Source organism: Vibrio sp. V43_P6S15P86, from assembly GCF_009904725.1.
GTDB classification, from domain to species: domain Bacteria; phylum Pseudomonadota; class Gammaproteobacteria; order Enterobacterales; family Vibrionaceae; genus Vibrio; species Vibrio diabolicus.
This window is the reverse complement of sequence record NZ_WXWT01000067.1, coordinates 1-12,565: the sequence shown is the minus strand read 5'-3', so window position 1 is coordinate 12,565 and position 12,565 is coordinate 1. Positions and strand designations below refer to the sequence as shown.

General features: G+C 46.1%; 10 protein-coding genes. 4 read left to right on the top strand and 6 right to left on the bottom strand.

Annotated elements, in window-relative coordinates; genetic code table 11:
* The first annotated feature begins 85 nt into the window (after nucleotides 1–85).
* The 4 genes from CAG69_RS03065 to crp all read left to right on the top strand — a co-directional run bounded on the left by CAG69_RS03065 (nucleotide 86) and on the right by crp (nucleotide 3,206).
* Nucleotides 86–1,093, top strand: coding sequence for a hydrolase (locus tag CAG69_RS03065; protein WP_046874535.1), 1,008 nt, complete (start codon nucleotides 86–88; stop codon nucleotides 1,091–1,093).
* 33 nt (nucleotides 1,094–1,126) lie between these two features.
* Entirely contained in the window at nucleotides 1,127–1,339 is a 213-nt protein-coding gene (locus tag CAG69_RS03060) for a YheU family protein (protein WP_005397677.1), read from the top strand.
* 124 nt (nucleotides 1,340–1,463) lie between these two features.
* Nucleotides 1,464–2,333, top strand: a complete 870-nt coding sequence (locus CAG69_RS03055; protein WP_005397679.1) for a phosphoribulokinase — start codon at nucleotides 1,464–1,466, stop codon at nucleotides 2,331–2,333.
* Nucleotides 2,334–2,573: 240 nt separating this feature from the next.
* On the top strand, nucleotides 2,574–3,206 hold the full coding sequence (gene crp, locus CAG69_RS03050; RefSeq protein ID WP_005381432.1) for a cAMP-activated global transcriptional regulator CRP: 633 nt from the start codon (nucleotides 2,574–2,576) through the stop codon (nucleotides 3,204–3,206).
* Between the two features lie 145 nt (nucleotides 3,207–3,351).
* On the opposite strand, the gene CAG69_RS03045 is transcribed toward crp, so the two are convergent.
* The 6 genes from CAG69_RS03045 to CAG69_RS03020 all read right to left on the bottom strand — a co-directional run bounded on the left by CAG69_RS03045 (nucleotide 3,352) and on the right by CAG69_RS03020 (nucleotide 12,298).
* A complete protein-coding gene (locus CAG69_RS03045; protein WP_005397681.1) occupies nucleotides 3,352–4,143 on the bottom strand; it encodes a DUF1338 domain-containing protein in 792 nt (263 codons plus the stop codon).
* Nucleotides 4,144–4,392: 249 nt separating this feature from the next.
* On the bottom strand, nucleotides 4,393–5,850 hold the full coding sequence (gene astD / locus CAG69_RS03040; RefSeq protein ID WP_161442669.1) for a succinylglutamate-semialdehyde dehydrogenase: 1,458 nt from the start codon (nucleotides 5,848–5,850) through the stop codon (nucleotides 4,393–4,395).
* 28 nt (nucleotides 5,851–5,878) lie between these two features.
* Complete coding sequence (gene astA, locus CAG69_RS03035) at nucleotides 5,879–6,898, bottom strand: arginine N-succinyltransferase (RefSeq protein ID WP_161442667.1); 1,020 nt, start codon at nucleotides 6,896–6,898, stop codon at nucleotides 5,879–5,881.
* A gap of 109 nt (nucleotides 6,899–7,007) precedes the next feature.
* On the bottom strand, nucleotides 7,008–8,219 hold the full coding sequence (locus CAG69_RS03030) for an aspartate aminotransferase family protein (protein ID WP_005397689.1): 1,212 nt from the start codon (nucleotides 8,217–8,219) through the stop codon (nucleotides 7,008–7,010).
* Nucleotides 8,220–8,580: 361 nt separating this feature from the next.
* Nucleotides 8,581–9,168, bottom strand: a complete 588-nt coding sequence (locus CAG69_RS03025; RefSeq protein ID WP_005397690.1) for an aminodeoxychorismate/anthranilate synthase component II — start codon at nucleotides 9,166–9,168, stop codon at nucleotides 8,581–8,583.
* Nucleotides 9,169–9,343: 175 nt separating this feature from the next.
* On the bottom strand, nucleotides 9,344–12,298 hold the full coding sequence (locus tag CAG69_RS03020) for an ExeM/NucH family extracellular endonuclease (RefSeq protein ID WP_161442666.1): 2,955 nt from the start codon (nucleotides 12,296–12,298) through the stop codon (nucleotides 9,344–9,346).
* Between the last annotated feature and the right edge of the window lie 267 nt (nucleotides 12,299–12,565).

Below are 12,565 nucleotides of genomic sequence, written 5' to 3'. Positions count from 1 at the left end.
CTGTAGAATACCTATAATCTTTATAAAGGATTATATTAATAAGTTCTTCAACTGACACCGAAGAACCGCATAAGAGCAGTTAGGTATGACACAATTTTTCGCAGCCGCCGGGATCAAAAACCCGCATCTTCAAACGCTTTTACCGCGTTTTATTCGCAAAAAAGCGTTGTTTACGCCGATTTGGCAAACCCTCGATACATCCGATGGAGACTTTCTCGATCTCGCATGGAGCGAGGACCCAACCCAAGAACCTGCGCAAAAAAAGCCGATTTTTGTTTTATTTCATGGACTAGAAGGCTGCTTCTATAGCCCTTACGCCAATGGCCTAATGAATGCATTTGCTCAATCCGGATGGCTGTCGGTGATGATGCATTTCCGCGGTTGTAGCGGTAAGCCAAACAAGAAAGCTCGCGCCTATCATTCTGGTGAAGTGACTGACGCCCGCCACTTCTTAGAGCACCTTGAGCAACGCTTTCCTGATAACCCCAAAGTTGCGGTTGGTATTTCTCTTGGCGGTAACATGTTGGCGAATTATTTAGCCCAATACAAAGACCACCCCATTTTGAACGCGGCGACCATTATCTCAGCGCCTTTAGACCTAGCAGCGTGTGCGAACCGTATTGAACAAGGCTTTTCGAAAGTGTATCGCCGTTACCTACTCTCTTCGCTCAAACGCAACGCATTGCAAAAACATCACTTGTTGCATGGCGAGCTCGCTTTGTCCTACAACTCAATAAAACGTGTCACACGATTGTATGAATTCGATGATTTGATCACGGCACCACTGCACGGTTTTAAAGACGCACAAGATTATTACGATCAATGTTCTGGCTTAAGTAAATTACAACAGATCACGCTACCGACACTGATCATTCACGCCAAAGACGATCCATTCATGACCGACGATGTGATCCCGAAATTTGTTCTGCCAGATAATATTGATTACCGTCTCTTTGAGCACGGTGGGCATGTTGGTTTCCTTACAGGTTCAGCGCTCAAGCCGAAATTTTGGTTGGAAGAAGCGCTGCCAGCGTATTACGAAAGTATTGCCGCAGATTACCTTTCTGCTGTATCCAAGCAGCGAAAGCAGTAAACTAGCCGCTCATCATAAAAGTTCGAGGTATTTATGATCATTCCATGGCAAGACATTGCGCCAGAAACATTGGAAAACTTAATTCGTGAATTCGTCTTACGTGAAGGCACGGATTACGGAACCGTCGAGGTTTCTTTGCAAGACAAAGTGGATCAAGTAAAAACTCAATTAGAAAAAGGCGAAGCGGTTATCGTATTCTCTGAACTGCACGAAACCGTCGATATTCAGGTAAAAACAAAATTTTAGACCCTTCACATTTTACCGTACCCCACTCAATGACAAGGCATTGTTACGTGCTATAGTAGGTTATCGACCGTGCAGTAGCAGCCTACTGCACATTACAGGTAAGTAATTTTCGACAAGGTTTGTCATGTCAGCTAAACACCCAATTATTGCGGTTACTGGTTCATCCGGTGCCGGCACGACCACTACATCTGAAGCCTTCCGTAAGATGTTCAATATGATGAACGTTAAACCCGCATGGGTTGAAGGCGACAGCTTCCATCGCTTTACTCGCCCTGAAATGGATATAGAAATCCGTAAAGCGCGCGAGCAAGGTCGACACATTAGCTACTTTGGCCCTCAAGCTAATGACTTTCCAGGATTGGAAGAGTTTTTCCGTAAATATGGTCACGATGGCGCAGGCAGCGTACGTCGCTACCTACACACCTTTGACGAGGCCGTACCTTATAATCAAATGCCTGGAACCTTCACACCGTGGCAGGACTTACCGGAGAACAGTGACGTTCTCTTCTATGAAGGCTTGCACGGCGGTGTTGTGGATGGCGATGTTAATGTTGCGCAGCATGTGGATTTCTTGATTGGTATGGTACCAATCGTAAACTTAGAGTGGATCCAAAAGTTTGTGCGTGATACTCGTGACCGCGGTCATTCACGAGAAGCAGTAATGGATTCTATCGTGCGCTCGATGGACGATTATCTTAACTACATCACTCCGCAATTTTCTCGCACTCATATTAACTTTCAGCGCGTCCCAACGGTCGATACCTCCAACCCCCTTAATGCGAAGGGTATCCCAAGCCTGGATGAGAGCTTTGTCGTAATTCGCTTGCGTGGGATAAAGAAAGTCGACTTCCCATATCTCCTGGCTATGATTGATGGCTCATTCATGTCACGCCACAACACGATTGTCGTGCCAGGCGGTAAGATGAGCTTTGCAATGGAGCTCATAGTTCGGCCTATCCTACAACAGCTCATCGAAACAGGGAAAATTGGCTAAAAACCTGCCTGCGAAGATGTTTACTTTTCATACCGTGATCATGTGCACAGTTTTGCTTACAAAATCTCAATCATGGCACGATTAAAATCAAGAAATCGTTTTCGAAAAAGGATACTATTTCTTACCGAAACACAAGAGAGCTTGCAGCATATAAAAAGTGCTCTTATTCTAGTAGGCCTAATTCAGGCTTAGCTAAAATATGGATAGCGCAAGCGTACCCTGCAGAGGAAGTGAGATATTATGGTTCTAGGTAAACCTCAAACCGACCCAACATTAGAGTGGTTTCTTTCACACTGTCATATTCATAAGTACCCTTCAAAGAGCACGCTAATTCACGCGGGCGAAAAGGCAGAAACTTTGTACTACATCGTTAAAGGTTCTGTTGCGGTTCTTATCAAAGACGAAGAAGGTAAGGAGATGATCCTTTCTTACCTAAACCAAGGAGACTTTATTGGTGAACTTGGTCTATTCGAGGAAGACCAAGAGCGCACAGCTTGGGTTCGTGCTAAATCTCCTTGTGAAGTTGCTGAAATTTCTTTCAAGAAATTCCGTCAGCTTATCCAAGTAAACCCAGACATCCTAATGCGCCTTTCTGCGCAGATGGCTCGTCGTCTTCAAGTAACTAGCCAAAAAGTGGGTGACCTGGCGTTCCTAGACGTAACTGGTCGTATCGCTCAGACGCTTCTGAACCTTGCAAAACAACCAGACGCAATGACTCACCCAGACGGCATGCAAATCAAGATCACTCGTCAAGAAATCGGTCAAATCGTTGGCTGTTCTCGTGAGACAGTAGGTCGTATCTTGAAAATGTTAGAAGAGCAGAACTTAATCTCTGCGCACGGTAAAACTATCGTGGTTTACGGTACTCGTTAATCTCAAACCAGAGTGACGCGAACAAAATTATAAAAGCCACCAATGGCGACATTGGTGGCTTTTTATTTGTCTTGTAACCACATTAAGCTCAGAGCAACAAAAGACTAATGAGCAAGTTGGTTAGCCGAAAGGTTAACCCTAAAAGTTAGCCATTCGTACTTTCAAAGATTTTGTCCGCTGAAGCCGCCACAAAACCTGGGTACAGCTCACCGTTTTCCATCGGGTAGCGCTTAGCAAACTCGTAAAAGCCACCAGGGATAATTTCAGTGCCTTCGCTAAAGCGAACCGCCACTTTATCCGCCATAGTCGATGATTGTTCTAGCAGCACCTCAGGAGTGCCCTTCACTTCCCCGCCGTTTTCATTAATGGTAAATCCGGCCGTACGTAAGTGATCGTTTACTTGCTTCACTTCTTCGTATTCATTGAGCTGGTTAACGCTCACCGTGAAGTGGTTTGCGCCGTAACCATGCGCCGCCAACCAAGATGCGTACTCACTTTCTTTAGCCAACGTTTGGTAGTCAGCAAAGCTTAAATCCCACAAGCGTCCACCATGTAAGAATGCGCTATCGTTCAGCTTGCCTGCATCGACTTGTGCCACCAGCTTTTTCACAATCTCTTGCAGCTCAGGCGAACACTCCTCAACTTTTAGCTCACTAATAAAGACTTTAGGTTGCTTCGGATCAGGGTGCTCATAGTGTTTAGCAACCAGCTTTTTACTTTCGAAAACGTAGTCACCACATGCCTGGTAGCCAATGGCTACAAATGGTTTAGCTAAGGTTTCGATACCAAGAGGCGCAATATTGAAGGTACGTAAAGCTATATGATCATTAATCAGAGGCTCATCTTCTTGAAGCAGCTGATGTACTTTCGCAGCAGAAGGGCAAAGACGTTGAATGTAATCTTGCCATAGCGATTCAAATAACACATCGGGCGTCATAACGACTCCTTGTTACGAGATGTAGAGTTAAAAGGTAAGCGGAAGTTGACTGCTCGTTCACAACGAAAAGTTGTCCAGAATAATGAACGAGCAGCCATCAACCTGTGACGGTAAATGCCAGTCAGTCAACACGCTTTTCCGAGTCTTTGCTCACTTTCCGTGTTCTGCCAACGATCACTACAACCCATACCTAAATGATTCGCCGGCAAGGTGAGCCGCAATACATGGTTGCGACTCTGTTATTAAAACTTATAGCGCCACACCTGGGCTTAATGTTGCAGGCAAGATAGTCTCTTGACCTTCCATTGATGCCATCGGGTACGCACAGTAGTCTGCTGCGTAATAAGCGCTTGGACGTAGGTTACCTGACGCACCAGGACCACCAAATGGCGCATCACCACTTGCACCTGTGAGCTGGCGGTTACGGTTCACGATCCCTGCACGAATATGGTCAACGAAGTATTCCCATTCTTGGTCGTCAGTTGAAACTAAACCAGCTGAGAGACCAAAGCGCGTGTCGTTCGCCAGTTCTACGGCTTTTTCTAGCCCTTCGTAACGCACCACTTGCAGAAGTGGACCGAAGTACTCTTCATCTGGCAGGTCAGCAATGTTCGTTACATCAATAATGCCCGGAGAAACAAACGCCGCCTCTCCTGCTTTAGCTTCAATCAAGCTTTCACCACCAAGTGATTGAAGGTTCGCTTGTGCATCGAGAATGAACTTGGCTGCGGCAACGGAGATTTGCGGCCCCATAAATGGCGCTGGCTCTGCAAATGGTTGGTCTACGCGAATATTCTTCGTCGCTTCAACCAGTTTCGTGATGAGCGCATCACCTTTCTCACCCAATGGCACGTACAAACGACGAGCACACGTACAACGTTGACCAGCACTGATAAACGCTGACTGGATGATGGTGTACACCGTGGCATCCAAATCACCATATTTATCAGAGATCACCATCGGGTTATTACCACCCATTTCTAGTGCTAACATCTTGCCTGGTTGACCCGCAAATTGACGGTGCAATACATGCCCCGTGTTCGCGCTACCCGTGAACAGTACGCCATCAATGCCTTTCGCATCAGCAAGCGCAATGCCGGTTTCTTTCGCACCTTGGACAAGGTTGATCACGCCTTTCGGCAGACCTGCTTCTTCCCAAAGTTTCATAGCTAGCTCGCCAGTCCAAGGCGTTTGCTCGGATGGCTTGAACACAACGGTGTTACCCGCTAGTAACGCAGGCACAATGTGACCATTTGGTAGGTGACCAGGGAAGTTATATGGGCCAAATACTGCCATCACGCCCAGTGGACGATGACGCAACACAATTTGGTTGCCCGCCGCTTCACGGCTCGCTTCACCGGTGCGGTCATGGTAAGCACGAATAGAGATTGCAATTTTACCTGCCATTGCCGCTGCTTCAGTGCGCGTTTCCCAAATTGGCTTACCAGTTTCTTTGGCAATGACTTCGGCGATTTTCTCGCTGTTCTCTTTTACTTTCTCAGCAAAAGCCAACACGATCGCTTCACGCTCTGCAAATGGGCGTTTTTTCCAGTCAATAAACGCTTCACGCGCTGCAGATACCGCTTGATTCACCTGCTCTGCCGTTGCACCGTTGCCTTGCCAGATCACTTCTTGGTTGTAAGGCGACAGAGACGTAAATGCTTCACCCTGACCTTGTACCCATTCACCTGCAATCCAATGTGTCATTGTTTCTATCCTTAAATTCTGTCGTCTGTTACTGCGGAAGAAGGCGAACAAAGTCCCCTTCCTCAACCAAAAGTGCATCCGCAACGTCTGGTGCGATCATGACGCTTTGTGTTTCAGCGTCATACGCCGCTTTGGTGACTGCTGCGCGGAAGTTTTCGAACGATGAGTTGCACATCAAGAAGTCTTGCGTACTGCTATGTTGTGCAATTTTCACTTGCGCACGGAACGAGTGACGTACCGATTCAATATTGCGTAAGTCACATTCAACGGTTGGACCCGCATCGAAAATATCCACGTAACCACGGTTAGTGAAGCCTTCACGCTCAAGCAGCTTTAATGCTGGGCGAGTATTGTCATGCACTTGGCCAATGACCGCTTGCGCTTCTGGGCTCAACAGGTTGATGTAGATAGGCAGCTTCGGCATTAAGTCAGCAATAAAGCCTTTCTTGCCGATACCTGTCAGGTAATCTGCAAGCGTGAAATCGATGGAGAAGAAATGCTCTTGTAACCATTGCCAGAACGGCGAGTTGCCTTCGTCGTCTGAAACACCACGCATCTCCGCAAAGATCGTTTCAGAGAAACGCTCTGGGTGCTCAGCCATCATGAGGAAACGACACTTCGACATTAGACGACCATTCAGACCTTGGCGGAATTTCTCACGCAAGAACAAGGTACAAATTTCGCTGTGACCCGTGTAGTTATTACCAAAAGTAAGCAGTTTTACGACATTATTGACGCCAAGCTTTGGTGACGAGTGCACCACTTTACTAATGTGATACGAGTAAAATGGGACATCCCAGCCGATAGATGCTTCGATTCCGGTGGTACCCGCAACCTCACCCGTTTCAGAGTCAAAGCCAACCATCAGGTAGCCTTCATCGCCTGGTTCTGCCACATCTGGCTTACCAAAGCTGTACTCTGAATGTTTGATTCGATTGGTTAACAGTTCTTCGTTAACCGGTAGAGATGTAAATCCGTGACCAGACTCCACCGCACAAGTGTGCAGTGCGTCGTAATCCGACATCGCGATAGGGCGAACTACTAGCATCAATACTCCCTCCAGATGCAAGAAGATCCTAACTATATTGTAGGAACAATTCCCCCATCAGAGATCCTTGACGGGGGTGTCTGCGTTGACGTTGAAACTGATATCGCGCTTAAACTAAAGTCGCGATCGCTTTATCCAGTTTCGCCAAGCCTTCTTCAATTTCTTGTTGTGTGATAACGAGTGATGGTGTGAAACGTACGACATTGGCACCCGCAACCAATACCATTAAACCTTGTTTGCCCGCAGCGACGAGAACATCACGTGCGCGGCCTTGCCATTCTTCATTCAGTGCAGCGCCAAGCAAGAGACCTTGACCGCGCACTTCAGAGAAGATGTTGTACTTAGCATTGATCTTCTCTAGACCTTCGCGGAACATCGCTTCGCGTTCTAGCACACCAGCCAACACTTCAGGCTTAGTAACTTCGTTCACAACTGCTTCTGCTACAGCACACGCGAGTGGGTTACCGCCGTATGTTGAACCGTGCGTACCGACTTTCATGTGCTCTGCTAATTTTGCAGTAGTCAGCATTGCACCGATTGGGAAACCGCCACCGAGTGATTTCGCGGTGCTTAGAATATCAGGTGTAATACCTAAACCTTGGTAAGCGTAGAAGTTACCTGTACGACCATTACCGGTTTGCACTTCATCGAAGATCAGTAGCGCGTTGTGTTTGTCACACAGCTCACGTACTGCTTGAGCAAACTCAGGCGTTGGTGGCACGATACCGCCTTCACCTTGTAGCGGCTCCATCATCACCGCACATGTGCGATCAGACATGTGTGCCTGTAGTGCTTCGATATCATTGTAAGGAAGGTGGGTAACGTCACCAGGCTTAGGACCAAAACCGTCAGAGTAAGCCGCTTGACCACCAACCGTTACGGTGAAGAACGTACGACCGTGGAAACCTTGTTTGAATGCGATGATTTCTGATTTCTCAGCACCATGTACGTCAGCAGCGTAACGACGTGCCAGCTTAAGTGCCGCTTCGTTCGCTTCTGCGCCAGAGTTAGCAAAGAATACGCGCTCAGCAAAGCTCACTTCTGTTAGCTTTTTCGCCAGACGAAGTGCTGGTTCGTTCGTCATCACGTTACTTAAGTGCCACAGCTTGTTAGCTTGCTCTGTTAATGCGTTTACCATTACTGGATGACAATGGCCAAGACAGCTCACTGCAATACCACCAGCAAAGTCGATGTATTCATTACCTTCCTGATCCCAAACACGTGAACCTTCACCTTTAACAGGGATCATTTCCATCGGGTTATAGCAAGGTACCATTACCTCATCGAATAAACCGCGCTCTACTTTAATTTCCGTTGTCATTGCACATTCCTTCTTGATACCGCATGCGTAGCAGATAAGCGAATTTAACCGGCTCTCTTTGCCAGCAAATAATGTTTTGCATTTAAGCTATTGCGGCATTGTATTTACATTTAATTAACCATTTCAATAGTGATTTATTCTTTTCGTTCTCGAAAGCAACTTCCATTAATCACTGCTTATGACTATTTATGCATCAAGAAAGTAAAATAGAGAAGCGATTTTTTATAAATGTTATGTAATACAGGGGATAGAAGGTTTAAAAAGACATGAATAGACAAAGAGGCCAGAATGAACCGCATAGTTTTGCAATCCACTCACCTCGGCAAAAAGATGAATGATTTGTTAAGAAAAGTGATCGCGATCAGATCGCCTTACGTGCTAAAAAGTTCGCAAGCAACTCGTGACCTTGCTCTGTTTTGATCGATTCTGGGTGAAACTGCACTGCGTCAATTGGCAGGGTTTTATGTTGGTAACCCATGATTTCGTCCATACTTCCATCCGGCAGCTCAGTCCATGCGGTCAGTTCAAACACATCGGGTAACGTACCGTTTTTCACCACGAGAGAGTGATAACGGGTTACGGTGAGTGGGTTATTCAGGTTTTTAAACACACTGCGACCATTGTGACGAATAGGTGACGTTTTCCCATGCATCACTTGTCGGGCGCGCACGACTTCCCCACCAAACACTTGCGCTATCGCTTGATGACCAAGGCAAACACCCAATATTGGAAGCTTACCAGCGAAGTATTCTATAGCTTGTAGAGAGATACCTGCCTCGTTTGGCGTACACGGTCCAGGTGAGATCACCAAGTGAGTTGGGTTCAACGCTTCAATCCCTTGAATGTCGATTTCATCGTTACGCACGACTTTTACACTAGCGCCAAGCTCGCAAAAGTATTGGTAGAGGTTGTAAGTGAAAGAATCGTAGTTATCGATGATCAACAACATAGAGTGTCAGCTGCTCCAATCCGTTTAGGCAAGACTTAAGAGATGATTGTCTGGTTTGCGACAATTAAGGGCGGTATTTTGCAACACCAAACTAGAAAGGCAAGTCTTTGTGCAATAAAAAGGCCAGCATCGGCTGGCCTTTGGTCTTTACAGCTGTATTTTAGGAGACAAAGGCTTAGTTGCGGCGACGTAGTAAGCCAAGTCCAAGCATCGCGAGTAGCGCGCCAAAACCAAACGAACCACCATCTGAATCCTTCGAACCTTCTGCACCCGTTTCGGTTTGCGTCATTGAAACATCACGAACAGAGCTAAACTTGACGACGTTGCCTGTCGAGTCTGTCACTTTCTCTTCTAACTGGTAATTACCTTGTTCTGGCGCTTGTTCAAACTCAATATTCACGCTGCGTGCGTCAATGTCAGTTTGAGTCAAGGTTTGGCTAGCCGAGTAAACTTTTGCATCACTGCTTGTCGCGGCCGCTTGTGTGGATGCTGTTAAGTTCACTGTCACAATATCGCCCGCAACCGCAGTTGGTGGTAGACGTACATCAATAGCTAAGTTTTCACCCGCTTTCGGTAAATCGATATCATCATCTGGCAAATCAATAGCAATAATCACTGGATCATGATCAGACGCTGAGAACGCATCTTTGTACTTCGGCATGTCACCCGTGTATTTGCTGCTGTATTCAAACAAGTTACTTTCTAGGGAGTTGATGTGCCAATCTTCAATCGCCACCACCTTTTGCGCTAAACTGCTGCTTGTCAATGCATGGTCCAAATTCCCCAACTCGCCTGAATAGGTGTACGAGAACGTATCAGTGCCATGCAGCAAGGTGTTTAAATTGTGTAGGCCATAGCCTTTTTCAATCTTGGTTTTCTCTACTTGAAGCTCACCGCCACCAATGGTTGTGTAAGCGGCAGTGTAGATATCACGGCCGTATTTCTCTTTTGAGTAATCAGTGAGGGTAAGTAACGGATCTTCTTTGCCGTAAGCGTTCAAATCGCCCATGACGAGCACATCGCCATCAATATCTTTCAGCGCTTCACCAACGACTTTCGCAGCAGAAACACGGAAGTTGTTGCAGTTACCTTGCAGATCCGCGGGTTCTGAGTCTTCTACACCAGCAATCCACTCTTCAATACATTCAGAACCTTTCGATTTAAAGTGGTTTACGACCACTGAAAGATCTTCGCCAGTCTCTTTCACTGTAAAGGTCTGTAATAAGCTATGGCGTTGATATTTGTCGTATGCAGGGTTACTTTCAGTGCCCTCTTTACGAGTAATGGTGTTCTCTGCAATGTGTTGCTCTGGCGTCACAATGACTTTTGCTGCTTCTTTTGGTGTTACTGCGCTAGCACGATATAAGATCGCAACCATGATCGCATCACTGCCAAAGTATTCCTCTTGGTATTTGTCTTGCTCTTCGATTTCGACATACGTGTAATGATCTTCCACGTCATCAATCTCAGCGTTTAAAGCATCAACCAAGTTTTGGATAGCACTGCCATCACCAAAGCCGTTGTTTTCCACTTCCATCAAGCCAATGATGTCCGCGTCCATCTTATTCATCGCTGAAACGATTTTCGCTTGCTGGATCAAGAACTCATCAAGGTTTGTCGCGCCACGATTTTGCCCGGTTGGGTTGTCGTGACCGCTGTCAGCAACCGAAGTGAAGTAGTTAAGAACGTTGAAGCTCGCTACTCGTAAATCAGAATCGGCTATGGCTGGCGCCGCTTTACGCGCAACGTCAAAGTCATCACCTGACGTGACAAAGTTGCTGCTATCGACTTCATTGGTCGCAATTAGGCGGTACTCGTTGTAGCTGTAATTCACTACACCTTGCAGGCCTTCGACGCGAGAGCCTAGGCGAATGTGCTGCTCTGAAGAGCCATTTTGATCTAGGTCTTGTGCAAACGTTGGGAAATATGGGATTTGACCATTTGGCGCTTTGCTATCCGATTCCAAGTAAATACGGTTGGCCGCATTCTCTTTGGCAAGGGCAACCGCAGCGTCACTCTCTGCTGCATGCAATTGAGTCGGCTTAAACAACGGTGCTTCATGAGATAGCATCATGTTGTTGCGTCGAGAGTCATAATCGTAAGAAAAGTTACGAGTAACGAAAAGTTCGCTAGCCGAGCTGAGCTCAACTTGCATACCTTCATGACGCTCTAGTGCATCACGTAGTGTTTCCCCTTCCTTAATCGTTAACGGAGTAACCAAAGAGGCGTTTGATGTGCCTGTTTTTATATAACTGTTTGCATCAGAAGAAAGCTGAGTGTTGCTGTAGTACTCTTGTACTTTCCCTTTCACACAAACAACATCACCAGCTTTTAGTTCTGTATCGGCAACATCGGTGTGAATAAACAAACCTTCAGATGTCTTGTCGTTGCCATCATTCTCAAGTGCTTGCAGGTAGAAGCCTTTAGTTAAGCCTGTTGTTACAGCACTGACCACACCAGTTACGAAGTGATCTTCGGTCGTGATGTAAGGGTAGCCATCAATAAATGGAGAAGAAGCACCTTCACCTTGAATCTCTTGGATGGTGGTAAAGGCTGGTTCTTGTCCATCTACTTCACAAGCAAATGGCGCAGGTGGCTCAGTTGTATTTAATTCCCCTAAACCATCAATATTATCTTTGGCTAAGGCTGTCCACTGAGTGGATTGGTAGGTAGTTGAAGGTGTAAGCGCATCACTGTTACGAACTAACGTGGTGTCTTTAGCGAAATCCACGTCCCCCATCACACCTAATATATCGTGCACTTCCCCATCTTTAAGAAGTGCCAACGGATCGTCGCCGTTAAAGTTCGCTACATTTTTATCAGTGTAATCCGCAACCGCCTTTATTGCTTCGCTCGCATCGCCATGAGCAAGCACATACACTTGCTTCGCTTGTAACGTTACGTCACTAAGATCAAGAGTGCTGCCCCACGAGCCGCCACCATTCGAAGATTTTGCTAATTCATAGCCTGTGAGTGTCACCGCAGTATCACCTGTATTGGCGATCTCGACCGCTTTATTATAAGCGCCGCCTTCCACATACTGGGAAATAATAATCTCTGCGTTCGCGTTTGCGCTAAGTGCACTGGCGATGGTTAGTGCGAGTATTGAGGGTTTGATTAACGTGTCCATTGTCATACCTGATATTTATGTAAATGCAAACTTAGCTCTGATCAGAGCCTACCATTTGCGTCTACTATCAGGTTTATTTATGAAATAAATAAGAATGAGCAATTAAAGCCGTGAAATGAATCACATGTGAATGTAAGAAAATATGCCAGAACATCCCATTCAAACATTTTTTGTAATAAATACAGAACGCTATTGATAAACAAATCAAAATTTAGATTAATTACTCAGTTTATTTTTTCACTTCATGTTAAGGAGTAGAAAATACAT

Coding starts and splice junctions, on each gene's coding strand:
- crp (WP_005381432.1), top strand. CDS start 2,574: ATGGTTCTAGGTAAACCTCAAACCGACCCAACATTAGAGTGGTTTCTT.
- CAG69_RS03020 (WP_161442666.1), bottom strand. CDS start 12,298: ATGGACACGTTAATCAAACCCTCAATACTCGCACTAACCATCGCCAGT.
- astD (WP_161442669.1), bottom strand. CDS start 5,850: ATGACACATTGGATTGCAGGTGAATGGGTACAAGGTCAGGGTGAAGCA.
- CAG69_RS03045 (WP_005397681.1), bottom strand. CDS start 4,143: ATGACGCCCGATGTGTTATTTGAATCGCTATGGCAAGATTACATTCAA.
- CAG69_RS03030 (WP_005397689.1), bottom strand. CDS start 8,219: ATGACAACGGAAATTAAAGTAGAGCGCGGTTTATTCGATGAGGTAATG.
- astA (WP_161442667.1), bottom strand. CDS start 6,898: ATGCTAGTAGTTCGCCCTATCGCGATGTCGGATTACGACGCACTGCAC.
- CAG69_RS03065 (WP_046874535.1), top strand. CDS start 86: ATGACACAATTTTTCGCAGCCGCCGGGATCAAAAACCCGCATCTTCAA.
- CAG69_RS03060 (WP_005397677.1), top strand. CDS start 1,127: ATGATCATTCCATGGCAAGACATTGCGCCAGAAACATTGGAAAACTTA.
- CAG69_RS03025 (WP_005397690.1), bottom strand. CDS start 9,168: ATGTTGTTGATCATCGATAACTACGATTCTTTCACTTACAACCTCTAC.
- CAG69_RS03055 (WP_005397679.1), top strand. CDS start 1,464: ATGTCAGCTAAACACCCAATTATTGCGGTTACTGGTTCATCCGGTGCC.